Annotated in this window: 23 protein-coding genes; 16 read left to right on the top strand and 7 right to left on the bottom strand. The window is 74.0% G+C overall.

What is annotated here, in order from left to right; all coding sequences use genetic code 11:
• Positions 1–10 precede the first annotated feature (10 nt).
• The 3 genes from HNR61_RS08955 to HNR61_RS08945 form a co-directional block, all read right to left on the bottom strand.
• Positions 11–3,601, bottom strand: coding sequence for a coiled-coil domain-containing protein (locus HNR61_RS08955; protein ID WP_182842653.1), 3,591 nt, complete (start codon positions 3,599–3,601; stop codon positions 11–13).
• A gap of 118 nt (positions 3,602–3,719) precedes the next feature.
• Positions 3,720–4,736 carry a hemolysin family protein gene (locus HNR61_RS08950; protein WP_182842652.1) on the bottom strand — a complete coding sequence of 339 codons (1,017 nt, stop codon included), beginning with the start codon at positions 4,734–4,736 and terminating at the stop codon, positions 3,720–3,722.
• A complete protein-coding gene (locus tag HNR61_RS08945; protein ID WP_182842651.1) occupies positions 4,724–6,088 on the bottom strand; it encodes a hemolysin family protein in 1,365 nt (454 codons plus the stop codon). Before HNR61_RS08945 ends, HNR61_RS08950 begins: the two co-directional genes overlap by 13 nt.
• 393 nt (positions 6,089–6,481) lie before the next feature.
• Between HNR61_RS08945 and HNR61_RS08940 the strand changes: the two genes are divergently transcribed.
• The 7 genes from HNR61_RS08940 (at position 6,482) to HNR61_RS08910 (ending at position 15,786) form a co-directional block, all read left to right on the top strand.
• The gene (locus HNR61_RS08940) at positions 6,482–7,726 is read left to right on the top strand and encodes a hypothetical protein (RefSeq protein WP_312897818.1); all 1,245 of its coding nucleotides are present in this window, start codon (positions 6,482–6,484) and stop codon (positions 7,724–7,726) included.
• Entirely contained in the window at positions 7,723–10,149 is a 2,427-nt protein-coding gene (locus HNR61_RS08935) for a serine/threonine-protein kinase (RefSeq protein ID WP_182842650.1), read from the top strand. Before HNR61_RS08940 ends, HNR61_RS08935 begins: the two co-directional genes overlap by 4 nt.
• A gap of 2 nt (positions 10,150–10,151) precedes the next feature.
• Positions 10,152–11,243, top strand: coding sequence for a PP2C family protein-serine/threonine phosphatase (locus HNR61_RS08930; protein ID WP_182842649.1), 1,092 nt, complete (start codon positions 10,152–10,154; stop codon positions 11,241–11,243).
• Complete coding sequence (locus HNR61_RS08925) at positions 11,240–12,562, top strand: VWA domain-containing protein (protein ID WP_182842648.1); 1,323 nt, start codon at positions 11,240–11,242, stop codon at positions 12,560–12,562. Before HNR61_RS08930 ends, HNR61_RS08925 begins: the two co-directional genes overlap by 4 nt.
• 3 nt (positions 12,563–12,565) lie before the next feature.
• Positions 12,566–13,294: an FHA domain-containing protein gene (locus HNR61_RS08920; RefSeq protein WP_182842647.1), complete on the top strand. Its 729-nt coding sequence runs from the start codon at positions 12,566–12,568 to the stop codon at positions 13,292–13,294.
• Positions 13,295–13,400: 106 nt separating this feature from the next.
• Complete coding sequence (locus HNR61_RS08915) at positions 13,401–14,918, top strand: GlnX family signal transduction membrane protein (protein ID WP_246442372.1); 1,518 nt, start codon at positions 13,401–13,403, stop codon at positions 14,916–14,918.
• Between the two features lie 16 nt (positions 14,919–14,934).
• A complete protein-coding gene (locus HNR61_RS08910; RefSeq protein WP_182842646.1) occupies positions 14,935–15,786 on the top strand; it encodes a glutamate ABC transporter substrate-binding protein in 852 nt (283 codons plus the stop codon).
• Positions 15,787–15,813: 27 nt separating this feature from the next.
• Here the strand turns inward: HNR61_RS08910 and HNR61_RS08905 are convergent, their stop codons facing one another.
• Positions 15,814–16,167 carry an STAS domain-containing protein gene (locus HNR61_RS08905; protein WP_182842645.1) on the bottom strand — a complete coding sequence of 118 codons (354 nt, stop codon included), beginning with the start codon at positions 16,165–16,167 and terminating at the stop codon, positions 15,814–15,816.
• Between the two features lie 385 nt (positions 16,168–16,552).
• Here HNR61_RS08905 and HNR61_RS08900 point away from each other — a divergent pair, with 385 nt between their 5' ends.
• Complete coding sequence (locus HNR61_RS08900; RefSeq protein ID WP_182842644.1) at positions 16,553–17,224, top strand: lysophospholipid acyltransferase family protein; 672 nt, start codon at positions 16,553–16,555, stop codon at positions 17,222–17,224.
• Positions 17,225–17,376: 152 nt separating this feature from the next.
• Here the strand turns inward: HNR61_RS08900 and HNR61_RS08895 are convergent, their stop codons facing one another.
• Positions 17,377–17,946, bottom strand: a complete 570-nt coding sequence (locus tag HNR61_RS08895; protein ID WP_182842643.1) for a hypothetical protein — start codon at positions 17,944–17,946, stop codon at positions 17,377–17,379.
• Positions 17,947–18,097: 151 nt separating this feature from the next.
• Between HNR61_RS08895 and HNR61_RS08890 the strand changes: the two genes are divergently transcribed.
• The 8 genes from HNR61_RS08890 (at position 18,098) to HNR61_RS08855 (ending at position 23,536) form a co-directional block, all read left to right on the top strand.
• Positions 18,098–18,799 (top strand): hypothetical protein, encoded by a 702-nt coding sequence (locus tag HNR61_RS08890; protein ID WP_182842642.1) that lies wholly within the window; start codon positions 18,098–18,100, stop codon positions 18,797–18,799.
• A gap of 226 nt (positions 18,800–19,025) precedes the next feature.
• The gene (locus HNR61_RS08885) at positions 19,026–19,205 is read left to right on the top strand and encodes an NfeD C-terminal domain-containing protein (RefSeq protein WP_246442619.1); all 180 of its coding nucleotides are present in this window, start codon (positions 19,026–19,028) and stop codon (positions 19,203–19,205) included.
• A 112-nt stretch (positions 19,206–19,317) separates the two neighbouring features.
• Complete coding sequence (locus tag HNR61_RS08880) at positions 19,318–20,661, top strand: SPFH domain-containing protein (RefSeq protein WP_182842640.1); 1,344 nt, start codon at positions 19,318–19,320, stop codon at positions 20,659–20,661.
• A gap of 142 nt (positions 20,662–20,803) precedes the next feature.
• Positions 20,804–21,484 carry an NUDIX hydrolase gene (locus HNR61_RS08875; RefSeq protein ID WP_067822123.1) on the top strand — a complete coding sequence of 227 codons (681 nt, stop codon included), beginning with the start codon at positions 20,804–20,806 and terminating at the stop codon, positions 21,482–21,484.
• A 60-nt stretch (positions 21,485–21,544) separates the two neighbouring features.
• On the top strand, positions 21,545–21,829 hold the full coding sequence (locus tag HNR61_RS08870) for a DUF6401 family natural product biosynthesis protein (protein WP_157420078.1): 285 nt from the start codon (positions 21,545–21,547) through the stop codon (positions 21,827–21,829).
• A gap of 46 nt (positions 21,830–21,875) precedes the next feature.
• Positions 21,876–22,955 (top strand): histidinol-phosphate transaminase, encoded by a 1,080-nt coding sequence (gene hisC / locus HNR61_RS08865; protein WP_182842639.1) that lies wholly within the window; start codon positions 21,876–21,878, stop codon positions 22,953–22,955.
• Positions 22,956–22,969: 14 nt separating this feature from the next.
• Positions 22,970–23,197 (top strand): hypothetical protein, encoded by a 228-nt coding sequence (locus HNR61_RS08860; protein WP_182842638.1) that lies wholly within the window; start codon positions 22,970–22,972, stop codon positions 23,195–23,197.
• A gap of 177 nt (positions 23,198–23,374) precedes the next feature.
• On the top strand, positions 23,375–23,536 hold the full coding sequence (locus tag HNR61_RS08855) for a hypothetical protein (protein WP_182842637.1): 162 nt from the start codon (positions 23,375–23,377) through the stop codon (positions 23,534–23,536).
• 151 nt (positions 23,537–23,687) lie between these two features.
• Here HNR61_RS08855 and HNR61_RS08850 read toward each other — a convergent pair whose 3' ends face one another.
• Together HNR61_RS08850 and murA are read right to left on the bottom strand one after the other, a co-directional pair.
• Positions 23,688–25,016: a transcriptional regulator gene (locus HNR61_RS08850; RefSeq protein WP_067822115.1), complete on the bottom strand. Its 1,329-nt coding sequence runs from the start codon at positions 25,014–25,016 to the stop codon at positions 23,688–23,690.
• A 518-nt stretch (positions 25,017–25,534) separates the two neighbouring features.
• On the bottom strand, positions 25,535–26,821 hold the full coding sequence (murA, locus tag HNR61_RS08845; RefSeq protein WP_182843183.1) for a UDP-N-acetylglucosamine 1-carboxyvinyltransferase: 1,287 nt from the start codon (positions 26,819–26,821) through the stop codon (positions 25,535–25,537).
• Between the last annotated feature and the right edge of the window lie 131 nt (positions 26,822–26,952).

The raw sequence follows: 26,952 nt of genomic DNA, 5'->3' as shown, positions 1-26,952 counted from the left end.
TCGGCGGGCGTCAGTCCCCGCTGAGCAGGGCGGCGAACGCGCCGCGGGTCAGGCGTTCGCGCTCCTCCTCCGACAGGGCCCCGGCGTACTCGGCGTAGACGGGCGGGCGCTCGCCGGGGTCGCCGACCAGGGTCCAGCGATGGGCCCGGACCGCGCCGATCAGGAACTCCGCCTCCGTCAGCGGCCCCACCGCGATCAGCACGTCGAACATCGCCTCCGGCTCCGGCAGCGCCGCGCCGACGCCGAGCGGGGTGCCGCCGACCAGGTCGGCCGTCGCGAGCAGGGTGTCGGCGGCGGGGCCGGGCGCGGGGTGGTCGGCGGTGCCCAGCAGCGCGGTGAGGCGGTCGACGCGGGCCATGGCGCGTTCCCGGTGCCCGGCGAGGACCTCCGGGTCGGACGTGACGTCGTCGCCGAAGATCTCGGTGACCTGGGCGCGGGAACCCGCTTCGGCCTCGACGAGGGCCACCAGCTCGGTCTCGTCGGTGCCGTGCTGCCGCTCGGCGGCGGCGCGGCGCTCCTCCAGGGTCTTCTGGAGCTCGGCGAGGTAGTCGGCGGCGGCCTGCGCGTTGGCGCGGGCCTGCTCGGCGGTCGCGCGGGCGGCGTCGTGCTCGGCGCGGAGGGCGCCGAGACGGTCCTCCAGCGCGCGCACGTTCTGCGCGGCGAACCGGGCCGCCGCGCTCGCCTGCGTCGCGCGGTCCACGGCCTCGGCCGCGAGCCGGGCCTGCTCGCGGTAGTGGGCGGTGGCCTCCTCGCGTTCGAGGGACAGGCGTTCCAGCTCGGCGGCGAGCCGCCGCTGCGCCTCCCGGGCCGCCTCCAGCCCGGCCCCGCCCTCGGTGATGAACCGCTCCAGCCCGGCGCGCCGGGTCCGCGCCTGCTCGGCGGCGTCCTTGACCTGCCGCGCCCGCTGCGCCGCCTCGTCGGCCTCCCGCGTCCGCGCCCGCACCTCGGCCCGCAGCCGCTTGAGATCCGGTGGCGGCGCGGCGACGTGCAGCCGCTGCGCCACGGACATCCTCTGCCGCACCGCGCCCAGCGCCGACTCCGCCGACACGAGGCGGTAGTAGCTGGCGTGGCCCTCGGCGACGGCGTCGGCGTCCGCGGCGATGAGGCGTTCGGCCTCCTCGACGGCCTGGGGCAGCTCCGCGCGGGCCTTCTCCAGCTGGCCGGTCAGCATCCCCTCCTGCTGGCGCGCGGCCTCCAGCTCGGCCTGGGCCCGGCCGGTGCGTTCGACGAGCGCGGTGCACCGGGCGTGGGCGGCGTCGGCGGTGCGGGTGAACTCCCCGGCCTCGGCGGCCGCGGCGTCGGAGGCCTTCTGCAGGCGCGCGGCCTCCGCCCGGGGCTCGGCGATCTCCGCGACGGCGGCCTCGACCCCGGCGGCGAGACGGTCCGCCTCGTGCCCGGCCTCGGTGACGGTCCGCTCGGCGTCCGCCAGCGCGGCGCGGGCGTCCTCGACGCGTTCGGCGAGGGAGACGATCTCGGACTCGGCGACGGCGCGCGCCTGTTCCTGCCGCCCGCGCAGCGCCTCCAGCGCGGCGACGTCCCGGGGCCACTGCTCAAGCTGGACGAGCCCGCGCTGGAGGAGCTTGCTCTCGTTCTGCCACACCTGCCGCCAGGTGTCCCCGACGGCCCGCACGACGGCCCCGCGCGTGCGCGTTTCCGGGGCGGGGGCGAGGACCACCGCGTTCGCGGGGCCTTCCGGCTCGACGGCCCGGCCGTCCAGGGGCGGTGTCCCCTCGGGAGCCGTCTCCCCGACGGCGGACGGAGCGGTCTCGTCGGCGGGCGTCTCCAGCGGAAGGGTGGTGCCCGAGGCGGCGGAGGGCTCCACTTCGTCGACTGCCGGAACGGGATCGGTCACCGCACCGGCGTGGACGTCCGGGGCCCCGCCGGTCGTGGGGTCCACCGGCAGCGTGTCGGCTGCGGGGCTGGCGGGCTCGACCGCCGCGGTGTCGGTGGGGACGTTCGGGGCCTCGTCTGGCAGGGGGTCGGCCGGAGGAACGGCGGGCTCGATCGCCGACGCCTCGGGGACGGGGGTGGCTTCCACGTCCGGAGGCAGGGCGGTGCCTTGTGGTTCGGTGATGTGCGGGGCCGCGGTCTGTTCGGTGGCGGCGACCGCCGGGTCCACCGGCAGTGTGCTTGTCGCGGGGCTCACGGACTCGGCCGCCGACGCGGCGGGCTCCGCTTCGTCGGTGTGGACGTCGAAGGCCTTGGTCTGCTCGGCTGCGGCGACCGCCGGGTCCACCGGCAGTGTGCCGGCCGCGGGGCTGACAGGCGCGGCCGCGGTGTCGGTGGGGACGTTCGGGGCCTCGTCTGGCAGGAGGTCGGCCGGAGGAACGGCGGGCTCGACCGCCGACGCCTCAGGGACGGGGGTGGCTTCCACGTCCGGAGGCAGGACGGTGCCTTGCGGTTCGGTGATGTGCGGGACGTCGCCGGGCACGGCGTGGACGGAGGTTCCGTCGTCCACGGGGGCCTGCTCGGCGGGAGCCTGGTCGTCCAGGGGCGGGGCGGCGTGCGGTGGGAGGTCTGTCTCCGCCGGTATGGGGTGGGCGCCCGCGGGCAGGGTGCTCTCGGTGGCGACCGGTGTTTCCAGCGGCAGGGTGGTGCCCGAGGCGGCGGAGGGCTCCGCTTCGCCGGTCGCGGGGACGCCGGGGATCTCGGTCTGCTCGGTGGCGGTGCCCGCCGGGTCCACCGGCAGCGTGCCGGTCGCGGGGCCGACGGGTTCGGCCTCGGGGACGGCGGTGGCTTCCGTGTCCAGCGGCATGGTGGTGCCCGCGGCTTCCGGTGGCAGCGGGATGCCTGAGGCGGCGGAGGGCTCCGCTTCGGCTGCGGCGACCGCTGAGTCCACCGGCAGCGTGCTGGTCGCGGGGCTGACGGACTCGGGCGGTGTCGCCTCGCCGGCGGCGGGAACGGCGGCGGGCTCCACGTCCAGCGGCATGGTGACGTCCGCGGGGGCGGAGGGCTCCGTCCCGACGGTGGCGGCCTGCCCGCTCGTGGGGGTCCGCTCGGCGGCGGCCGCGAAGTCCACCGGGATCGCGTCGGCGGAGGGAACGGCGGGCTCGGGCGTCGGGGCCGGGCCGGGCTGTTCGTCCGTGTCCAGGGTGTTCTCGGGGGCGGTGCTCGTGGCGCTGTCCTCGGGGAGGGCGGTCTCCGGGTCCAGCGGTGTGGCGTTCTCGGGGAACGCCAGGGCGCGGAACTCCACCGTCCCGTTGGACCCGTGCGCCCCTCGGCCCTTCGGCGTGGGGGCCGGGGGGCGTTCGGGCAGCGCCTCCGGGAGCACGGCCAGGGCGAAGGACGTCTCCGCGGCCGACTCCACCAGTTGCGCCGCCTGGGACGGGGTGGGGGCCAGCAGCAGGACGCGCCTGCCCTCGGACAGGAGGGTCTCGACGAGGGCGCGCGCCTGGGCGGCCGGGTCCGCGGACTCGACCAGCTCCAGGGGAACGTCGTCCCGCGACCCGGTCAGCAGCGCCGACAGCCGCGGGTCGCTGCGGGCCGCCGCCAGGGCCGCCAGGTGGGGGGACCAGCCGACGGGGGCCAGGTCCCGGTCGCGCAGCTGGGCCTCCAGACGCGTGTAGAGATCGTTCAGTGGGTCCTGTTCGAGGTTCGACACCGCGCGATTCCATTCCCGACGAGTGGTTCGGGGGGTGGTTTCTCCGGTTCCGCCCCGATCTAACGTCTCACAGGTGCGGAGGGTGCCCCGCGACGGGGCACCCTCCGGTTGATCATGGCTAGTGCGGGTTCGTGGCCAGCAGTTCCGCGAGCAGGTCGTCCAGCGTGACGATTCCCGCGAAACCGCCGCCCTCACCCGTCACCACCGCCAGCTGCGAACGGCTCCGCCGCAGTCGCGTGACCGCGTCCAGCACCGTCGTGGACGGCGTCAGGCGCGGCGCCGGGTGGGCCAGCTCGGCGGCGGGCCGGGCGCCGGAGTCCGAGGTGATCGCGGCGCGGACGTGCACGATGCCCGCCGGCACGCCGGACCCGTCCAGCACCACCAGGCGGTTGTGTCCGCTGGAGGTCGCCACGCGGCGGATCTCCGCGGCCGTCGCGGCGGCCGGGACCGTCGTGACCTCGGCGGTCGGCACCACCAGGGGCCCGACGGTGGCCTCGCGCGCCGCGATCGAACGCCGCAGCAGCTCGTGGTCGTGCCGGCCGATCAGGCCGAGGCGGCGCGACTCGCCCAGCAGGTGGCTGAGCCGGGCCGGGTCGGTGGCCTCGTCCAGCTCGTCGCGGGGCGTGACGCGGATCAGGCGCAGCAGGCCGTTGGTGACCGCGTTGAGGGCGGACAGGACCGGACGGGAGATCTTCGCGAACGCCCGGAACGGCAGCGCCAGGATCAGCGCCGACCGCTCGGGGTGCGCGATCGCCCAGGACTTGGGCGCCATCTCGCCGACCACCATGTGCAGGAACGTGATCACGGCCAGCGCCGTGACCAGCGCGATCGCCTTGGCGCCGGTCTCGGGGACGCCGAGGGCGTGCAGGGGCGGCTCCAGGAAGTGCTCGAACGCGGGCTCGGTCACGATCGCCAGCCCCAGCGAGCACATCGTGATCCCGAACTGCGCGCCCGCCAGCATCAGCGACAGCTCGCGCTTCCCGGCGACGGCCGCGACGGCGGGGCGGCTGCCCCGCGCGGCGGCGCGTTCCAGCTGGCTCCGGCCGGCGGCGACCAGCGCGAACTCGGCGGCCACGAAGAACCCGTTGCCGACCAGCAGGAGCACGGTGATCAGCAACGAGGTCAGCGGGTCCACGCGGCCTCCCTCACCGGGCCGGTCACCGGGGCGTCCTCGGCGGGGGCGTCCGCGACCGCGCGCAGCAGCACCTGCCCGGGGACGCGGCGCACCACCGTCAGCACCTCGATCTCCACCCGGCCGTCGTCGGTCTCGACCGCGACGCGGTCCGCCGGGCTCGGCAGCCGCCGCAGCTCCGCCATGACCAGGCCGCCGAGGGTGTCGTAGGCCTCGCCCTCCGGGAGCTCCAGCCCGGTCATGCGGCCGATCTCGTCGATCCGCATGCCCGCGTCGACCAGCCACGACCCGTCGGGCGCGGCGGTCGGGGCGGCCTCCCGGACGTCGGTCTCGTCGGCGATCTCCCCGACCAGCTCCTCGGCGATGTCCTCGAACGTCAGGATGCCCGCGAGCCCGCCGTACTCGTCCACCACGCAGGCGAACTCCTCGCCGGTCTCGCGCATCTGCTCCATCACGCCGTACAGCGGCTGGCTGCCCGGCACCAGCAGCGCGGGCCGGATGATCGCCCGCAGCGGCGTGCCCGGCGCGAGCCCGTCGTCGGCGACCTCCCGGACGCCCACGACACCGATCACGTCGTCGACCTCGGTGTCGTACACCGGGTAGGAGGTGTGGCCGCTCTCCTTGATCAACGCGACCAGGTCCGCCGCCGTGGCGCCCCCGGACAGGGCCCTGACCTGGGGACGCGGCACCATGACCTCGTCCGCGGTCAGGTCGCCGAACGACAGCGCCCGGTCCAGCAGCCCCGACAGGTCGGCGGGCAGGTGCCCGCCGTCGCGGGACCGGTCGATGATCTCGCCGAGCTCCTCCAGCGTCGCGCCGCTGTGCAGCTCCTCGACCGGTTCGATGCCGACGGCGCGCAGCAGCCGGTTCGAGGCGCGGTCGAAGAAGCGGATCAGCGGCCCGAACACCGTGAGGTAGACGAGCGTGGACGCGGCCAGCGCGCGGGCCAGCGTCTCGGCCTTGGCGAGGGCCAGGTTCTTGGGGAACAGCTCGCCCAGCAGCATCTGGATCAGCGTGGCGAGCACGAAGCCGGTGGCCAGGGCGATCGCGCCGGTCGCGCCGGCGGGGACGCCGGTCACCCGCAGCAGCGGCTCGATCAGCTCGGCCAGCGCGGGCTTGGCGATGAAACCGACCACCAGCGTGGTCATCGTGATGCCGAGCTGCGCGCCCGACAGCATGAACGACAGCCGACCGATCACCTTGAGGGCGCGTCGCGCGGCGACGTCCCCCCTGTCGGCAGCCTGGGTGAGGCGCGCCCGGTCGGCGGCCACGAAAGCGAACTCCTGCGCGACGAAGTACCCGGTCGCGGCGGTGAGCAGCAGCACGGCGAGGACGCCGAGGACCGCGGTCACCATGTCGCACCGGGTCTATGACTGGGGTCCGACACTGCGGACTCTCAACTCCTCTCAAGAGACGGTCGTCGTCTGTGGAACGTCACTTCACACCAGGACGTTCCCCTCGCACAAGCGCACATGACGTGATGCGCGCCTCATTCCCCATGGTCACCGGTGGCCGATGACGGCCAGCGTTCCGCGCGGGGGAGAAGGCGGGTCCGACGTGGCTCCCGGCGGTTCAGCGCGCGGATGGCGTACCGCCGTGTACAGGAATCGTCTTGTCTCGAAAAGTGTCACCGATCACACTGAGTAGAGGGCGCGCCACCGACTCTGAAGGCGGAGACCACGACGACGGGGGGCACGGCGCCGACGAGCGGACGACGGGCGGACGACAGCATCGAACGCGGGGTTGATGTGGACGAGAGCGGGGCCGGAGCCGCCGCGCCCATGAGCCGGGAGGGCGTCGACCACGCCCTCGCGGGGCTGCGCGACGAGCGGGATCGCATCTCCGCCTCCCTTCTGGAGCTGGAGCGGCACGACGGGCGGCGGCTGCTGGACGGCGCCGACCTGACCGGCGAGACGTGGCGGCGCTGGGACGAGGCCAGGGCCCGCATCGCGCTGCTGTGGAAGCTGTTCGACGCCTACGGCCGGGTGCTGGAGGCCGCCGCCGCGCTGCGCGCCGCCCACCCCCGCCCCGGCACGGCCGTGCTCGACGAGCTGAGCGCCCTGCTGACCGGACCGTCCGTGGAGGTCCCCGGCGGGGAGGTCCCGCTGGAGCGCCGCACCCTGCTCGGCCCTCCCCGCGAACGCGTCACGCTCGACGAGGCCGTGCGGATGATGGAGACGGCCTACGAGAGGTCCGCCGAGGTCGTCGCGGCGGCGGACGCGGCGTGGTCGGCGCTGCTGGTGCCGCTGGAGGAGACCGAGGAGGCGTGGCGCGCGGCGGCCCGGCTGGTGCGGGAGTTGCAGGACCTGCGCGATGCGGAGCTGGACCGGCTCGGCCGGGAGCTGACCGCCATCGGCCGCCTCACCCGGACCGATCCGCTGTCGCTGGTCCGGGACGGCCGGGCCGACACCTCCCGGCTCGACCGGCTGCGCGGGGCGCTGGAACGCCGGCACGCCGAGCTGGCCGAGGCGGTGGCGCTGCGCGACGCGTTCGACGAGCGCGCCGCCCGCCTGGCCGAACGCGTGGCGGCGGTCGCCGAGGCCGAGGAGGGGGCCGCCGCCGTCCGCGACCGGGCCCTGCTGAGGATCGAGGGCGCGGACCCGCCCGAGCCGCCGGACCACGCCGCCGGCCTCCGCGAACGCCTCGGCGAGCTGACGGCGGCGCGCGGCCGGGCCGACTGGACCGCGCTGGCCGGCCGCGTCGCCGACCTCGAACGCGCCGTGGACCAGGCCCTGGAACTCGCCCACCGGACGAGGCGTCTCAGTGAGGAGCCGCTCGGGCGGCGCGACGAGCTGCGCGGCCGGCTGGAGGCGTACCGTGCCAAGGCGGCCCGTCTCGGGCTGGCCGAGGACGACGGGCTCGCCCGCGCGTACGAGACCGCCCGGGACGCGCTGTGGACGGCGCCGTGCGACCTGCGACGCGCCGCCGACGCGGTGACGGACTACCAGCGCGCGATCAGGGCGCGGGCGAGGGAGGCGGGGAGTCGGCGATGACCCGATGCGCACAGACCGGGTGCTCCGGGGCCGTCCGGGACGACGGGTTCTGCGACACCTGCGGCATGGCGCCGGCCCGGCCGCCGGAACCCGCCACGGGGTACGTGCCGCCCGCCGGGGCCAGGGGCGGCGGGGAGCGGAACGAGGGGGTCCACCCGCCCAGCCCCGTGACCGGGGCGTTCGTCACCGGCGTCGTCGGCGGGGCGGTCAGCATCGCCTCGATGAACACCGGGTCGGCCTGGCAGATCGCGCCGACCTCCCCGGCCCCGTCGCGGGTGTCGCGCTCGCGCGGCCCCGAGCCGTCGCGCCCCACCGTCCCCGGGACGGCGGGCTCCGGCCGTACCGGGGGCACCCGCGGCACCGACTCCACCGGCGCGCACCGGCGCGGGATGCTCGGCGCGGGCCTGGTCGAGGTCCCGCCGGTCCCGGCCCGCGACCCCGAGTCGGCGGTGCTGGAGAACCCCGAGGTCCCCGAGCACCGCCGGTTCTGCTCCAACTGCGACGACGAGGTCGGGCGGGGCCGCGACGGGCGGCCGGGCCGCACCGAGGGGTTCTGCCGGTCGTGCCGCCACCCGTTCTCGTTCTCCCCGAAGCTGCACAAGAGCGACCTGATCGGCGGCCAGTACGAGGTGCTGGGCTGCCTGGCGCACGGCGGCCTCGGCTGGATCTACCTGGCCAGGGACCGCAACGTCTCCGACCGCTGGGTGGTGCTGAAGGGCCTGCTGGACACCGGCGCGACCGACTCGATGGCCGCGGCGGCGGCCGAACGCGCCTTCCTCGCCGAGGTCGAGCACCCCAACATCGTCAAGATCTACAACTTCGTGCGGCACGAGGGCTCCGGCTACATCGTCATGGAGTACGTCGGCGGCGAGTCGCTGAAGGACATCCTGCTGCGGCACCGCAAGGGGAACGGCGAGGACGCCGCGCTGCCGCTCGGCCAGGTGATCGCCTACGGGCTGGAGGTGCTGCGCGCCCTCGGCTACCTGCACAACATGGGCCTGCTGTACTGCGACTTCAAGCCCGACAACGCCATCCAGTCCGAGGAGCAGCTCAAGCTGATCGACCTCGGCGGGGTGCGGCGCGCGTTCGACACCGACAGCCCGATCTTCGGCACGCCCGGCTACCAGGCCCCCGAGATCGCCGACCACGGCCCGTCGGTGAGCTCGGACCTGTACACGGTCGGCCGGACCCTGGCGGTGCTGAGCTTCCCGTTCAAGGGCTACACCACCCGCCACCTGCGGAGCCTGCCGCCGCGCAAGGACGTCCCGCTGCTGATGCGGCACGAGTCGTACTACCGGCTGCTGCGCCGCGCCTGCCACCCCGACCCGGCGCGGCGGTTCCAGAGCGCCGCCGAGATGGGCGCGCAGCTCACCGGGGTGCTGCGCGAGGTGCTGTCCACCGACGACGGCAAGCCGCGCCCCGGCCCGTCGGCGCTGTTCGGGCCGGAGCAGGCCTCCGCCGGAACCGAGATCATGGACGCGCTCGGCGGCGACGGCGGCACGCCCGTGCTGGCCCCGCTGGAGCCCGCCGAGGCCGCCGCCGCGCTGCCGGTCCCGCTGGTGTACGGGACCGACCCGGCGGCGGCGTTCCTGGCGGGCCTGACCGCCCGCGACCCCGACGACCTGGCCGCCGCGCTGGCCGCCGCGCCGGTCGACTCGCCGGAGGTGCGGCTGGCGCTGATCCGCTCCCACATCGGGCTCGGCGAGCTGGCCGAGGCCGACCGCCTGCTGAACGAGTACGAGGCCGACCACCCCGAGGACTGGCGCATCGACTGGTGGCGCGCGGTGTGGGAGCTGGCGGGCGGCGACGCCGACGCCGCCGTGCGGATCTTCGACGAGCTGTACGAGCTGATGCCGGGGGAGACCGCGCCGAAGCTGGGCCTGGGGTTCTGCTACGAGGGCCGGGGCGACCTGAAGCAGGCCGAGCGCTTCTACGAGCTGGTGTGGCGGACCGACCCGACGTTCGTGAGCGCGGCGTTCGGGCTGGCCCGGGCGCGGCTGGCGGCCGACGACCGGCAGGGCGCGATCCGCGAGCTGGACGGGGTGGCGCGGATCTCCACGCACTACGTGTCGGCGCAGCTCGGCGCGGTCGCGGCGGCGGTGCGGGGCCGCCGTCCGGACGAGCTGAGCGCCGAGATCCTCGGCGCCGCCGCGCGCCGCCTGCACACGCTGCGGCTGGACACCGAACGCTACGCCCGGTTCGCCGCCGAGGTGCTGGAGGCGGCGCTGGCCTGGCAGCGCGCCGGCGGCCGGTGGACCGGCAAGACGCCCGGCGACCTGCTGGGCGTCCCTCTCAGAGAGCCCGCGATGCGCCGCAGACTGGAGGAGACCTACCGGCTGCTCGCCCGGCTGGCGGGCGATCCCGGCGAACGCCACACGCTGGTGCTGCGCGCCAACGCGGTCCGCCCGAGAACGTTCTTCTGACCATGGGCGCGCACGCCGAGGACCGGTTCGACGTCGTCGTGTGCGGCGCGTGCGGCGAGCCCCTGGACGCCCGCGACCGCTTCTGCGAGGGCTGCGGGGAGCCGCGTTCGCCCAAGCGGCCGGTGCCCGCGTCGCTGGTCGTCCACGAGCCGCGCGACCCGCCGCGGCGCTGCGTGGACTGCGGCGCGACCGGCATCGACGACGGGTTCTGCGAGACGTGCGGGCTGCGCCAGCCCGGCGGCCGCGAACGCGTCGAGATCGAGCTGGCCGCCCCCCTGACCGGCCCGGTCCGGGGCCCGGCGCGCGCCGCCGGGGTCAGCGACGTCGGCCTGCGCCGGGACCGCAACGAGGACGCCGTGGCCATGGCGTCGCTGCCCGGCACGGTGTGCGCGGTCGTCTGCGACGGCGTGGCGTCCGCGCCCGGCTCCGAACGCGCCGCGATCACGGCCGCCGAGACCGGCGCGCGCGTGCTGACCCGCCGCGTCGCCGTCGGCTCCGACCCGCCCACCGCGCTGCGCGCCGCCGTCCGCTGCGCCGCCGACGCGGTCCGCGGGCTGGCCGCCGACGCGTCCCGCGGCGCGGCCGGGGACGCCTCGCCCGCCTGCACGTTCGTCGCGGCCGTCGCGACCGCCGACAGCGTCACCGTCGCCTGGGTCGGCGACAGCCGCGCCTACTGGCTGCGCTCCACCGACGACCGCCTCCTCACCCGCGACGACACCTGGGCGGTGCGGATGGTCGCGCGCGGCGCGCTGACGCCGCAGGAGGCGTGGGCCGACCCCCGCGCGCACCTGCTGACCGCCTGGCTCGGCGCGGACGCCGACGTCGTCGAGCCGCACGTGGCGACGTTCACCCCGACCGCGCCGGGCGTGCTGCTGGTGTGCAGCGACGGGCTGTGGGGCCACCTGCCCGAGCCCGCCGACCTGGCCGCGGTGCTGGACACCGTGCCCGACCCGGCGGGCGCGCCGCTGGCCGCCGCCCGCGCGCTGGTCCGCGCCGCGCTGGACGCCGGAGGCCACGACAACGTGACCGTCGCCCTCGTCCCCTATCCCCGACACCCGGAACCGGACGAACCGACCAGGGAGACCCCCCGATGAGCGACCTCCCCGAGCCCACCGCCCCCGACTTCGACATCGAGATCGACCAGAACCCCTACCTCCCGGCGGGCGGCCGGGAGATGCACGCCATCGTCACGGTGCGCGCGACCGGGCCGCGGGTGCGCGCGCCCGCCGACGCCGCCGAGGTCGTCATCGTCGACACCTCCGGCTCCATGTCCTACTCCGGGAAGATCGCCGCGGCGCGGAAGGCCGCCGCGGCGGCGCTGGGGGAGCTGCGCGACGGCGTCCGGTTCGCGGTGGTCGCCGGCGCCAACGAACCCCGCATGATCTACCCGCCGGACGAGCGGCTGACCAGGATGGACGCCGGTTCCCGCAAGGCCGCGCTCGCCGCCGTCAAGAAGCTGGAGGCGGCCGGCGGCACCGCCATCGGCTCCTGGCTGCGGCTGGCCGGTCGGCTGCTCGCCGAGCAGGGGGCGATCCGGCACGCGATCCTGCTCACCGACGGCAAGAACCAGCACGAGTCCGCCGCGCAGCTCGACCAGGCGCTGAAGGAGTGCGAGGGCGGCTTCACCTGCGACGCGTTCGGTGTGGGGACCGACTGGGAGGTCGCCGAGCTCCGCAAGATCTCCTCGGCGCTGCTGGGCACGTTCCTCGACGTCAGCCACCCCGACGACCTCCAGGCGCACTTCCGGGAGATGGCCGGGCGGGCGATGGACAAGACCGTCGGCGACGTCGCGCTGCGGGTGTGGACGCCGCAGAACGCCACCATCCGCTTCCTCAAGCAGATGGAGCCGGTCGTGGAGGACCTCACCGACCGCCGCGCCGTCTCCGGCCCCCAGACCGGCGACTACCCGATCGGCGCGTGGGGCGACGAGGACCGCGACTACCACCTGTGCGTGGAGGTGCAGCCCGGCGACGTCGGCCGCCAGATGCGCGCCGCCTGGGTGCGGCTCGTGGTCCCCGACCCCGACGGCGGCGAACGCCTGGTCGGCCCCGCCAACGTCCTGGCCGAGTGGACCGACGACGAGGCCAAGTCCACCCGCATCAGCCGCCGCGTCGCCCATCACACCGGCCAGTCCGAGCTGGCCGAGGCCGTGCAGAGCGGGCTGGAGGCCCGCCGCCGGGGCGACGAGGAGACCGCCACCGCCCGCCTCGGCCGCGCCGTGGTGCTCGCCCGCCAGGTCGGCAACCGGCAGATCTCCGAACTCCTCGAACAGGTGGTGGACATCGTGGACGAGGAGTCCGGTACCGTCCGGCTCAAGCGGGATGTGGACAAGGCCGCCGAGATGTCCCTCGACACCCGCTCGGTCCGCACCGTGCGGACCGGTGGTCGCCGCCCCCCGAGCACCGGGAGCTGAGCCATGCCGCGTTGCCCCAACGGACACGCCTCCGCCGACGACCAGTTCTGCGAGGTGTGCGGTGAGCTCGTGGAGGGAGCCCGGCGCGCCGACCTGTCGGCGCCCTCCGGCGCGGGGGAGACGGTCGGGGACGCGCCCGGCGAACCGGCGGGCCGGCGCGAACGGCCGCCCAGGGTGCTGCCGCCCCGGCCGCCCGCCGAGTCGTGCCCGATGTGCGAGACGCCGCGTTCGGGCCGGTTCTGCGAGGTGGACGGCTACGACTTCGAGCTGCGGACGATCCCGCCGCCCGCCCCGCCCGAGCCGATCCGGTGGATCGCCGTGGTGACCGTCGACCGCGCCCAGTTCGAACGGGTGCTCGCGCAGGAGGGCCCGGACGCGCCCGCGCTGCGCTTCCCCGAGGCGCGGGTGCGGCGCGAGATCCCGCTGCACGGCGGCAAGGTCCTCATCGGGCGGCGCAGCCTCTCGCGCGGCATCGACCCCGACATCGACCTCGGCGAACCGCCCGCCGACCCCGGCGTCTCGCACACCCACGCGGTGCTCGGCGCCCGCGCCGACGGCACCTGGGACCTGGTCGACCCCGGCTCCACCAACGGCACCACCGTCAACGACGCGACCCAGCCGATCGAGGTCGGGACACCCGTCCGCGTCGGCGACGGCGACCGCATCCACGTGGGAGCCTGGACCACGATCACCCTGACGGCCGTCCTCCCGTCCGAGGAGGGACACCGATGACCCGCCCATCGCCACGCCTCCGGCACGACCGGTCCCGCCCCGCCGGTTCCGGGACCGCTCGCGAGCTCCCGATCTTCACGCTCCCCAGTCCAGACCAGGCGGCGCCATGACGACACCGGCAACCGAGACCCGGCATCCGGCGGTCCCCACCAAGCGTCCCGAGCCGCCGGCCAAGCGGCCCGAGGCGCGGGTGAGCCGCCTGGTCACGTTCGCGCGGGGCCGCTGGCTGCGGACCGTTCCGGGGCGGATCCGGCTGCTGACCGCGCTGGCGATCGCCGCCGTCGCGGTCGTCGCCGCGGTGGTCGGCGGCGCCGTCGAGAACGCCCGCGACGGCGTGCGGACCATCGGCCGCGACGCCGGTCCCAGCGTCGTGGCGACCGGCGACCTGTACTTCGCGCTCAGCGACATGGACGCGCAGGTCGCCGACATCCTGCTGATCGGCCGCGAGCACTCGCTCGGCATCGGCCGCCAGGGGTCGCTGCAACGCTACGAGCAGCGCCGCGCCGAGGCGGGCCAGGCCGCGATCAAGGCGGCGCAGCTCGCCGGCAGCGACTACCGGCGGCAGCAGAACGTCCGGGAGATCCTGGACGGCCTCGGCCGCTACGAACGCCTGGTCGGCGAGGCCCTCACCCTGGCCGCGCAGGACGGCCGGCCCGCCGGCCCGCCCCGGGACGCCGTCATCGAGGTGTACCGGCAGGCCACCGACCTGATGAAGCTGGAAGTGCTGCCCAAGGCGTACAACGTCACCCTCGACAGCGGCGCGATCGTCCGGCAGTCCTACGAGGACGAGCGCGGCGCGGTCCTCAACGGCCGCAACTGGGTGCTGGTGACCGGCGTGGCGGCGCTGCTGGTGCTGCTCGGCCTCCAGCTGTGGCTGGCGCGGGGCTTCCGCCGCCTGGTCAACCCGGCGCTCGCGCTGGCGACGATCGCCACCGTCGTGCTGGTCGCGGCGGGCGCGATGATGCTGTCGGCGCAGGCGGGGCATCTCAAACGGGCCAAGGTGGACGGGTTCGACTCGCTGCTGGCGCTGTCGCGGGCGCGGGCGCTCAGCCACAGCGCGTTCGCGGACGAGAGCCGGTTCCTGCTGGACCCGAAGCGCGCCGACACCTACGAGCAGATCTACCTCGACAAGGCGCTGTCGGTCCTGTACGTCGACCCCGACCCGGGCAGGCCGGTCAACCTGGAGAGCTACTACCCGGCCGTGGAGCGCGACCTGAACGCCTACCGGGGCACCCCCCGGACCGCGCAGTTCCTGGGCTTCCTCGGCGAACAGGCCCGCCGTACCCGCACCACCGCCCAGACCGGGGCGCTCGGCCGGGCGCTGCGGGACTACCGGGCCGTGCTGCGCAACGACCAGCGCATCCGCCAGATGGTCCAGAAGGGGGACCGCGCCGGGGCGATCAGGCTGCGGATGGGGCGCGACTCGGGCGCCATCCGCGACTTCGACGCCTTCGACGCCGCGCTGGTCGAGCTGGCCGGCGAGCACCGGCGCGCGTTCGACCGGGCCATCACCGGAGCCGAGGGCGGCCTGGACGGCTGGCAGGCGGTGCCGCTCGGCTCGGCCGTCGGCATCGCCGTGCTGGTGCTGGCCGGGGTGCGGCCCCGGCTGGCCGAGTTCCGCTGACCGCAAGGAGCCCACGATGCGCGTTCCCCGTCCCGTCCTCCCGCCGGCCGTGCTGTCGGCGGCGCTGCTCGCCGCGACCGGCGCGGTCGCCGGCTGCGCGCTGACCGACCCCGGACCCGGATCGATCCTCGACAAGATCGAGAAGCACGGTTCGCTGGTGATCGGCGTCAAGGAGGACCAGCCCGGTCTGGGCGAGAAGAAGAACGGCCGCTACCAGGGCTTCGACGTGGACGTCGCCACCTACGTCGCCGGCCAGCTGGGCGTCCCGCCGGAGCGGATCACGTTCCGCACCACGCCGTCGTCGCGGCGCGAGCAGGCACTGCGCGACGGCGAGGTGGACCTGGTCTTCGCGACCTACTCGATCACCCAGCGGCGCAAGAACGTCGTCACCTTCGGCGGCCCCTACTACGTCGCGCACCAGGACACCCTGGTCCGCGCCGGCGAGAACGGCATCGACAACGTGCGCGACCTCGGCGGCCGCAAGATGTGCGCGGTGGAGGGCTCCAACTCCTGGCGGCGCGTGGTCGAGGAGCGCAAGGTGCAGGCCACGCGCGTCAACGCCGCCAACTACGGCGAGTGCCTGCGCAAGCTCACCGCCGGGGAGCTGGACGCCATCTCCACCGACGACCTGATCCTCGCCGGGATGGCGGGGACCGGGGCGCCGGTGAAGATGGTCAACGCGCCGTTCACCGACGAGAAGTACGGCGTCGGGCTGCGCAAGGGCGACCTGGCCGGGTGCGAGGCCGTCAACCGGGCGCTCACCGAGATGTACCGGACCGGGACCGCCGTGAAGCTGCTGGACAAGTGGTTCGCCAAGGCGAAGCTCAAGTCGAACTACAACGTGCCGCAGTTCGAGGGCTGCTCCTGATCCCGGCCCGGGGACCGCGGACGGGCCTCAGTCGGCGGTCGGCACCGGGAGGGCGCCGATCGCCTCGCGCAGCGTCTCGTACACGGGGATGTACCGGTCCACGCCGGTGATGCGGAAGACCCGGGCCACCCGCTGCGGCGGAGAGAGCAACGCGATCGGGATGCCGCGTTCGGCGGCCCGCTTGTTGGCCGCCACGATGGCGTTCAGCCCGGTGGAGTCGCAGAACGTGACCTGCCTGAGGTCCACCACCGTCGGAGCGCCGGTATCGATCACACTGGACAGCGCCTCCTCGAACCGCTCGCGCGACACCACGTCGAGCTCGCCCTGGACGCGGACCAGGGTGCAGCGCTCGTGGTGCATGAAATGTACGTCGAAGTCCATTGGCCAACTCCCGCCCCGGGTTGTATCAGGACCCCGCTACCCGCTTCCGGTGACCTCCCAGGATCCCCCACCGCGTCGGGTCTGCCAACCCGGCCGCGGTGATCCCCCGGCGGCCGTCTCCGGGCGTCGGCGGGTGACCTGCGCCTTCGGTAATGCGCCGGAAAGCTACCGTCGAGAAACTTACTATTGGGTAAGAAATGGTGGGCGGATTCGACCCGTCGAGAAGTCGCTAAGATCGCGAGATGGCGTGGTATATCTCACGAGCCCGCCGCGCGACCTGCGTGAACGTAATTCGTGACACACCCGGACGGCGGAAAGACAGCCGTCGCAACCGAGGCCGTTCGGCGCAGCGGTTACAGTGTCGGTGCGGAATTCAGGAGGCTGGGTGTTCTACACGTTCATGTCGCGCGTCGTCGCGCCGATCCTGCGACTGCTTTTCCGGCCGCGGGTCGAGGGCGTCGAGAACGTCCCGCACTACGGGCCGCTGATCGTGGCCAGCAACCACCTGTCGTTCATCGACAGCTTCATCATCCCGCTGTCCATCCCCCGGCCGGTGACCTACATCGCGAAGGCCGACTACTTCGAGGGCTCCGGGCTCAAGGGCCGGTTCGCGCGGTGGTTCATGACCACGCTCGGGCACGTCCCGGTGCAGCGCGGCGCGCAGCGCGCCGCCATGGGCGCGCTGGAGCAGGCCGTGGAGATCCTGGACAACGGCGGCGCGTTCGCGATCTACCCCGAGGGCACCCGCTCGCCCGACGGCCGCCTGTACCGGGGTCGCACCGGCGCGGGCTGGCTGGTGCTGGCCTCCGGCGCCCGCGTGCTGCCGATCGGCCTGACCGGCACCGAGCGGATCCAGCCGATCGGGGCCAAGTGGCCGCGGTTCCTCGGCCCCCGCCCCACCGTCCGCATCGGCGCGCCGGTCGACTTCTCGCACTACCGCGACCTGCCGCCCGCCAAGGCCCGCCGCGTCATCACCGACGAGATCATCACCGAGATCCAGAAGCTGTCCGGCCAGGACTACACCGGCACCTACAACGAGCGCGCCAACCAGTCCTGACCGGCCCCGCCCGGACGGGCGCGGGACCGACGGCGGACGCGCGACGCCATCGATCCCGCAGGTCAGATCGCGAAGCGATGTCGCGCTCGCCAAGCCCTGGTGAGGTGCGAGCCGCCAGGCGAGCGCCGTGGGCCAGGGCTTTGAAACACGGCCTAGTTGCCGAGGGACGGCGGCTCGCGGTCCTTGATCTCGGTTCCCGCCTGCTCGGACCGGTCGCGGAACGCGTCGATCGCCCCGCCCACCGTGCCGATCTCGGCCGGGTTCAGGTTGCCCGAGCGCAGTTTCTCGGTGAGCCCGTTGACGCTGTTCCACAGCGCGTCCAGCGGCTGCTTGAGCGCCTTGCACAGCGTGGGGTCGTCATCGACGAGTTTGCGGGCGGCGTTCAGCCGGTTCAGCGCGAACGCGCCCGCCGCCGCGGCCTTCACCATCGCGGCGGTGCGGCCCTCGGCCCCCGACTGGAACGTTCCCGCCTGGTACGGCTTCCAGATCCACCGGTGGAACGCGCCGAACGCCAGTCCCGCGTCGGCCGCGAACCGCGTCTTGGCGAACTTCTTGTTCTGCTCCGACGGGCACGCCGCCGGCGAGGCCGACGTCGTCCCGCCCGACGCCGTCGCGGGCGGCGAGCCGCCGGCCCCGCTGGTCACGGCGCTCCTCTCGTTCCCCCCGCACCCGGCCGCCACCAGCGCGACCAGCGCGACCAGCGCAAAGATCCTTCGGACCATCCCTCTCCCCCGATGCTCTCCGGAAGTCCCGGCGCCCGACCACGGAGCGCAACCGGCCCCCTACCCACTTCGGAGTCCTCGCACGACCGGCTCGTCCCCAAGGTGTGTCGCCCGCCCCGGAACCCCCGGACCGCCCCGTAGGGTCGGCCGCATGGCGCACAGGCTCTTCCCGATCACCGCGCTGGTGCTGGCGTTCCCCCTGCTCACCGCCTGCGGGGACGACGGCGGTACCCGGTCCGAGCCCGCGCGGGCCACCGGCCGCGCCGCCCTGGCGGGCACCGGCTACACCTCCGACCAGCTCCGCCAGGCCCTGCTCGCCGAGCTGCCGGGCTACCAGCGGGCGGGCGAGACCGACGCGGGCGAGTACGGCACCCGCAAGGCCATCCAGAACTTCGAGCAGCTGCAACGCCAGGTCCGCGTCGACAACCCGCGCTGCCGCCGGGCCGCCGCCGGCCCCGAGATCGACCGCGCCACGCCCGTCGCGATCGCGACGTTCACCCGGGGCAACGGGCAGACCGTCACCGAGACGCTGCTGGCGATGGACGACGAGACCACCGAGAAGCACGTCAAGGCGCGGGTCCCGGCGGGCTGCCAGACGTTCCGCGCGCAGGTCGGCTCCCAGTGGTCGGAGCACACCGTCGTGGAACGGCCGCCCGGCACCCTCGGCGAGGGCTCGCGAACCGTGGGCGTCTCGACCACGACGGGCGCCTCCAACGCCAAGACCTGGTACGTGGTGCTGCGTGGCCGCCGCTACCTGGCCACGATCAGCCTCTACGGCCCCGCCGCCACCCGCACCGAGGCCGAGCAGATCGCCAGGCTCGCCGACGAGCAGGCCCGCCGCATCCTGCCCTGACGGCCCCGCCACCGGACGACGGTGAACGACGCGGTCATGGCCGTGCGCGCCGTTCGGCACGCCGTCGGCGTTCCGCGGCCGCGGCACGACCCGGCGGTGCGGCGCGGACCGCCGCTCCGGCGGCCGGGCTTCAAAGGGGACGGGTGCAGCGGATAGCGTTCGCTCTACGTTCGCTTCCACGGCGCGTGCGAGACGGGGAGGGCCCTTGATCGGGAAGGAAGGCCGGGTGACCGGGAAGATCGGTCCCGGGCTGGTCGGGGAGGTCATGATCCCGGTCCGGGGCGGGGTGGAGGCGTTCTACGCCCACCCCGTGGTGCCACAGGACGAGATCCCGGTCGGGGCGATCGTGCGGGTCGTGGAGTACCACCCCCCGCGCACCGTGTACGTCGCCCCCGCGCTCGTCTGAGACGGGCTGAACCGGGCTGGTCCGCGCGACGTCCTAATGACACGGTGGTCGACATACCGGGTGAGAGTCCCGGGCCCGCACCCCGCGCACACCCCAGCCCGGAGGAGAGTCGATGTCCCTACTCATGATGGCGGGCGCGGTCGTCGCCGCGATCGTCGTCCTGATCGTGTTGTTCAAGATGGTCTGGCGGGTCGCCGAACCCAACGAGGCGTTGATCATCTCCGGGCTCGGCGCGCGCTCCAAGCCGATCGACGGGGTGGACAGCCTCGGCTTCAAGATCGTGACGGGCAAGGGCACCTCGGTGCTGCCGGGCTTCCAGGTGGCGCGGCGGCTGCGGCTCGACAGCCGCGCCGCGAACCTGGAGGTCAACTGCGTCACCCAGCAGGGCATCCCGGTCAAGGTGCGCGGCGTGGTCATCTACAAGGTCGGCGACGACTTCGTGTCCATCGCCAACGCGGCGCGGCGCTTCCTCGACCAGCAGGGCTCGATGGACGGCGCGATCCACGAGCTGTTCACCGGCCATCTGCGGTCGATCATCGGCAACCTGACCGTCGAGGACCTGATCCTCAACCGGGAGCGCCTGACCAGCGAGACCCGCTCCTCGGCCGCCGACGAGATGAGCAAGCTCGGCCTGGTCGTGGACTCGCTGCAGATCCAGGAGATCGACGACGAGACCGGCTACATCAACAACCTGGGCCGCCCGCACGCCGCGCGCGTCGCCGCCGAGGCGCGCGTGGCCGAGGCCGAGCGCGACCAGCAGGCCACCACCCGCGAGCAGGAGGCCGAACGCGCCAAGGCCGCCGTCATCCGCGACACCGAGATCAAGAAGGCCGAGTACGAGGGCCAGGTCCAGCAGGCCGCCCAGCAGGCCCGGCAGGAGGTCATCCTCAAGGAGACCCGCAACGCCGAGCTGGAGGCCGAGCGCACCGAGAAGCGCCTGGAGTCCGAGATCCGCAAGCCCGCCGACGCCCGCGCCTACGAGCAGGTGAAGCTGGCCGAGGCCGAACGCGAGCAGCGCATCGCCCTCGCGCAGGCCGCCGCCAAGGAGGTCCAGCTGAAGGCCGAGCGGGAGGCCGAGGCCACCCGCATCCTGGGTGAGGCCGAGGCCGACGCGACCCGCCGCAAGGGCCTGGCGGAGGCCGAGGCGATCGAGGCCCGCGCCCGGGCGCTGGCCCAGAACCAGGAGGCCGTCATCGCCCAGCAGCTCGCCGAGAACTGGCCCGAGATCGTCGAGGCGGGCGCGAAGGTGTTCGGCAACGTCGACAACATGGTCGTCCTCAACGGCGCGCAGGGCGTCGAGGAGATGCTCGCCAAGGCGCTCACCCTCGGCGGCACCGGCCTGGGCCTGGCCCGCAGCCTGCTGGCGGGCGGCAACGGCCAGCCGCAGAACGGCGCGGGGGAGAAGCCGGCCGAGAAGCCGGCCGGGAAGCCGTTGGAGAAGCAGATCGAGGCCTGATGCGGGGTGGACGGGCCGTTCCCTTGGGGGACGGCCCGTTCTGCCGTCCCCGGCGCCCCTGGCGGCTTCGTCGTTCGGGTTTCGGTGGGGGGCGCCGTGTGGAACAGGACCTGGACACCCCGGAAGGCCTTAGGTTTAGGGCATGTCCGTGTCCCGTCTCGCCGTCACCGTCGACCTCGTCGTGCTCACCGTGCGGGAACAGCGGCTCTGCGCGTTGATGTGGCGGCGTGACCGGGATCCCTACGACGGCGCGTGGTCGTTGCCCGGCGGGTTCATCCAGTTGGACGAGGACCTGCCCGTCGCCGCCGCCCGCCTGATGGCCGAACGCGCGGGCCTCGCCGACGTCCGCATCCATCTGGAGCAGCTCGCGACCTACGGCTATCCCGACCGCGACCCGCGCCAGCGCGTGGTGTCGGTCGCCTATCTGGGGCTGGCCCCCGACCTGCCCGCCTCGTCGCGTGCGCAGGTGCTGTGGGCCGACGTGGACACCCTGATCCACCGCGACAGGGCCGCGTTCGACCACCGCCGCATCCTGTGCGACGGGGTGGAGCGGGCCCGCGCGAAGCTGGAGTACACGTCGCTGGCGGCGGCGTTCTGCCCGCCGGAGTTCACGGTCGCGGAGCTGCGCCGCGTCTACGAGATCGTCTGGGGCACCCCGCTCGACCCGCGGAACTTCCACCGCAAGGTCACCGGCACCGACCGCTTCCTCATCCCCACCGGCGGGACGACCACCCGCGACGGCGGCCGTCCGGCCCGCCTCTACCGGCGGGGCGACGCCGAACAGCTCCATCCCCCCATGCTGCGCCCCCGCGGACCGGCGTGACCGGATCGTGTCCTGGCGGGGGGACCGGGCATGACCTGCGCATTGCTAACTTTTCCCCTTATGAGTGATTTGTCCGAGGAGTTGGGGCTGCTCGTCCGTGACATCGGGGACGCCGGTGTCGCGGAGATGGCCTGTTCGCCGGGGCTGGCGGCGGCCGTGGACCAGCATGTCGCGGCTCTTCGGGACCTGTTGCCCGACACCGGACCCGAGTCGCTGATGGGCTATCTGGAGGGCTTCGCCGACGAGGCCTTCCAGCGTGGCTGGTGGCCCGACAGCGCCCGGGACTGGGAGTTCATCCGCATTGTGGCGGTCTGCTGGCTGATGCGGCAGACGGCCGCTGAGTAAGCTGGACCACCATCCCCGCCCCGTCCCATCTCGTTGGAGGACAACGGTGTCCGAGGCCATCACCCCGCGCTTCCGCTCCGTCCTCGACCGGTTCGCGGCCTACAAGCCGGGCAAGGTCGTGGTGTCGCCCGAGGGGCGCTCGTTCAAGCTGTCGTCGAACGAGTCCCCGCACGGTCCGCTGCCGTCGGTGCAGGAGGCCATCGAGCAGGCCGCGCGCAACGTCAACCGGTACCCCGACAACAGCGCGACCGCGTTGATCGACGCCATCGCCGCCAAGCACGGGGTGCCCGCCGACCACGTCGCGGTGGGCTGCGGGTCGGTCGGCGTGGCGCAGATGCTCATCGAGGCGGTCGCCGAGCCGGGCGTGGAGATCGTCTACGCGTGGCGGTCGTTCGAGGCGTACCCGCTGCTGGTCGCGCTGTCGGGCGCCACGGCCGTGCAGGTGCCGCTGGCCGAGGAGACCCACGACCTGGACGCCATGGCCGAGGCGATCAACGAGAACACCCGCCTGGTCTTCGTCTGCAACCCCAACAACCCCACCGGCACCGTCGTGCGCCGCGCCGAGCTGGAGGCGTTCCTCGACCGCGTGCCGCGCGACGTGCTGGTCGTGCTGGACGAGGCCTACCGCGAGTACATCCGCGACGAGGACGTGCCCGACGGCCTGGACCTGCGCCGCGACCGCCCGAACGTGGCGGTGCTGCGCACGTTCTCCAAGGCGTACGGGCTGGCGGGCCTGCGCGTCGGCTACCTGATCGCGCACCCGGCCGTGGCCGGATCGATCCGCAAGACCTACCTGCCGTTCAGCGTGAACTCGGTCGCGCAGGCCGCCGGCGTCGCCTCCCTGGAGGCCGTCGACGAGCTGATGGAACGCGTCGAGGGCACCGTCAAGGAACGCGAGCGCGTCCGCAACGCCCTGCTCGCCGACGGCTGGACCGTCCCGCCGACCGAGGCGAACTTCGTGTGGCTGCGGCTGGGCGAGCAGACCATGGAGTTCTCGGCGGCGTGCGACGCGCGGGGCGTGAGCGTCCGGCCGTTCCCCGGCGAGGGCGCGCGGGTGTCCATCGGGTCGCCGGAGGACAACGACGCGTTCCTGGAGGCCGCGCGGGCCTACCCGCACCGCAACTGAGCCCGGCTCAGGGGGTGGCGCTCCCGCTCGTCCCCGGCAGCGGCGACGACGGCAGCACCGGGTTCGGCGGTGTCGTGGTCGGCGGTGTCGTCGTCGGGGGCGTCGTGGTCGGGGGCGTCGTGGTCGGGGGCGTCGTGGTCGGGGGCGTCGTCGCCGGAGGCGTGGTCGGCTTCGGCGGCTTCGGTTTCGGGGGCCTGGGCTTGGGCGGCCTGGGCTTCGGAGGCGCGGGCCTGGACCGCTGACGCTGCGTCCTCGCGGGCGGGCGCTCCGGCGAAGCGGCCATCGGCGCGCGTTGCCTCGGCGGCTCCGAACGTACCGGCGAGCCCGTCCGCCGTGGCTTCTCCGCGCTCTTGCGGGCAGGTTTCGGCTTCGCCGACGGCTGCGGCTCCGGGGCCGGGGACGCCTGGAGGAACGCGGGCATGTCGATGCCGGGCGGGGTGTACCCGACCATCGCCGACACCGCCACCCCGGCGCCCAGCACCACGACGGAGGAGACGGCGGCCAGCGCGACCCGCGCGCGGTCGCCGCGGCGCGGGCGGGCCGGCAGGGCGGTGGAGAGCGGCCGAGAGGGCGGCGGGTGATCGTCCATGCCGGGATCCCGTGAGGTCCGGCCCGTGATGGTTCACGCGCTCGTGGATTCGAGCGTACGCCGCCCCACCCGGATGCCTTCCGATCGGCCGAGGCCGCTCCCGGCCACGCAAGCGCGGGAACAACCTCGGCCGAACGAGCGTCCTAGGTGGTCGCCTTGGGCCCCAGCTTCTCCACGATCAGCCGGTACAGCTGCCGCGGACGGCCGGGCTGCGGCGTCCGGTTCGGCGGCAGCGGCCAGGCGAGACCCTCCTCGACCAGCGTGCGCAGCAGCCGCCGGGCGGTGCGCGGGGTGACGCCGAGCATCTTGCCGGCGTTCTCCGCGTCCACGATCAGCGGTTGCTCCTGGTCGCCGAGCTTGTCGGCCAGCCGGGCCAGGATCTCCAGCCCCTTCGGCTTGGCCTGCGGCTGGGTGCGCGGCGGCGTGCGCGGCGCGGGCACCAGGGCCCGGCCGTCGCGGTCCAGCGCGAACCCCTGCGCCCGCTGCGAGCTCTGCGACCGCGCCAGCGCCGCGCGCGCGTGCGACTCGGCCTCGTGCGCGGTGCGGCCCATGCCGATGCCGACCTCGATCGCCAGCCCCAGCTCCTCGCGCACCCGCTCCACGAACGGCGGCGTCCGGAATCCCTCGGTCGTCGCCGTCACCGATCCGCGCGTGGCGATGACCAGGTAGCTGTGGTCGTCCAGCGGCCACACCGACGCGTTCATCCGGTGGGCCTCCTGGAGCAGCACCCGGTGCAGCGCCAGCTTCAGCTCGTCACGCCAGTACCGGGGCGTGACCCGGCGCGGCGTCTCGCGCAGCGTCGGCACGTCCACCAGCACGACGACGAGCTGCGACTCCTCCAGCCGGTGGTGCGCGCCGAGCAGTGCCGCCGTCTGCAGCGAACCGCGGATGGCGGCCCCGGTCGGCCGGACCCGGATGGTGGGCACCCCGGCCATCTCAAGGCGTTCCGCGGTGGCGTGGACGCAGGTCATCGCGACCGTGGTCGCGCCGCGTCGCCACAGCCGCTCATGGAACGCCGCCAGTGTTCCCGGCCCGGCGGCCTCCTCTCGTAGGTGTACCTGGTCGGTGCCCAGGCTGATCTCCGCGTAGGCCTCCTCGACCTCGGCCCGGCCGAGCACGTCGATGCTCACCCGGGCGGGGTCGAACCGGTCGTCCAGGGCGGCCCGCAACAGCGCGCCCTGCAGGGCGGCGCCGTTCAACGGCACGAAGGTCGCGGGCATGGTGAGCACCCCGGCCTTCCGCGCGAAGTCGTAGGGGACCGGACTGGCGAACAGGCACACGTCCACCCCGGTCCCGAGCCGCACGACCTTGTCGGCCGCCTCCTGTTCGTCCCGGTAGGCCGCCGCGACCAGCCTGCTCGGCACCGGTGTCGGGCCGTGGCCCATCAACATGACCCGCTCCACCAGGTCATGCGGTCCCACGACACCGATCGTGAGGTCGGGTGTCACCGACCCCGTCCTGGCGGCCGTCATCGGCCGCTCGCTTCCCACCCGCAAGGGTGGCGAGGGTCCTGCCCCGGCCATGCGTTCGCGCACGCTCCGCCCAACGGTTGACTCATGGCTTGTCGCCCCTGCCTTCTGACCCAGCACCGCAGTTCCCGTGCGATTCGTTCCTCAGTGGGCAGATCGGGTCAGGGCGACCCTGTGTGACGCCCAGACGCGAAATCGAATCAAGAGTGCGGCGAAAAAGTAACCTACGCGACCCCCTGGTCAGTAATTTGTCACCATTCGGCCAGCCTTGATCCTGCATCTTGGGACGTCCGAAGTAGAAAAACAAGACCCGAAAACACCGCAGGGGCCGCCCCAAGGCGCTGATGCGCACTGAGGAGACCCCTGCGGCGTCCGTTTGGTTCACAGGTTGGCCGAAATCCGACCGACCCGTCGCCGGGTCGCCCGAAAGTCGAGTGATCCGGCCGTCGGGGGCGACGCCCCCGGCATGTTGGTGAATTTCTTTTACCGGGGTGGTTACTCCCCGTACCGAACGTAGTTGATCAGGAGATCTCGCGGACGATGTCGGCGCCCAGCTGAGAAAGTCGCTCGGCCGTGTGGGAGTGCCCGCGGTCCAGGTAGTAGGCGGAGGTGATCGTGGTCTCGCCCGCGGCGGCCAGACCCGCCAGCACCAGCGCCGAGCCGCAGCGCAGGTCGTGCGCCTCCACCTCGGCGCCGCGCAGCGTCGCCGGGCCGTTGACCTTGGCGCGGTTGCCGTTGACCTCGATGTCGGCGCCCATCCGGGCCAGCTCCCCGGCCAGCTTGAACCGGCCGTCGAAGATCCGCTCGTAGATGTAGGACGGGCCGTCGGCCAGGCAGGACAGCGCCATGATCGGCGACTGGAGGTCGGTGGCGAAGCCCGGGTACTCGTCGGTGATCACGTTGATCGGGCGCAGCGGGCGCTCCCGGCGGACCTGCAGGACCGCGCCCTGCTGGTGGAACTCCAGGCCCATCTGCTCCAGCTTGTCGCCCGCGACGCCCAGGTGCTCCAGGTTCGCGCCGACCAGGCTCAGCTCGCCGCCGGTGATCGCGGCGGCCATCACGAACACGCCCGCGTCGATCCGGTCCGGCATGACGGTGTGCTCGACGGCCGTCAGCTCGTCCACGCCCTCGACGGTGATGAAGCCGGTGCCGCCGCCGCTGATCCGCGCGCCCATCGCCTGGAGGATGGCGATGTTGTCGAGCACCTCGGGCTCCAGTGCCGCGTTCTTGATCAGCGTCTGGCCCTTGGCGAGCGCCGCCGCCATGATCAGGTTCTCGGTGCCGGTGTGCGACGGGGTGTCGCAGTACAGGGTGGCGCCGCGCAGGTCGCCGGCCTTGATGTGGATGATGCCGTCGCCGTTGTCGCTCACCTGCTCGGTGACCGTGGCGCCCATCCGCTTGAAGCCGTTGTAGTGGAAGTCCAGGTTGCGGCTGCCCAGGTTGCAGCCGCCGACGCCCTCGATCACGGCCTCGCCGAGCCGGTGCAGCAGCGCCGGGACGAACAGGAACGAGCCGCGGAACTGCGCGGCGATCTCGGCCGGCAGCACCGGGCTGGACAGCGTCGAGGCGTCGATCACGAGCGTGCGCTCGGCCTCGTGCAGCTCGGCCTTCGCGCCGACCGCGCGGGCCAGCTCCACCGCCCGTCGCACGTCCTCGATGATCGGCACGTTGCGCAGGACCGTGCGGCCCTTGCTCGCCATCAACGAAGCGCCGATCATCGGCAGGACGGCGTTCTTGGCGCCCTGGATGAAGACGGTGCCCTGCAGTCGGTGCCCGCCGCGCACGCGATAGCGAACGTCCTGGCCCATGCTCATGCCGTCTGACTCCTTAAAGCTGCGGATACGTTGTCGGTCGTTCGTGGGGGACCGCCTGCCCGTCCGCGCACGGCGACGGCGGGTCACGGGGGCCGAGCGCGCCTTCGGCGTCCCCTCAACATCAA

Origin of the sequence: Actinomadura kijaniata, from assembly GCF_014138665.1 — a bacterium.
GTDB classification, from domain to species: domain Bacteria; phylum Actinomycetota; class Actinomycetes; order Streptosporangiales; family Streptosporangiaceae; genus Spirillospora; species Spirillospora kijaniata.
The sequence above is the reverse complement of the archived record's forward strand: the minus strand, read 5'-3'. Positions and strand labels throughout refer to the sequence as shown.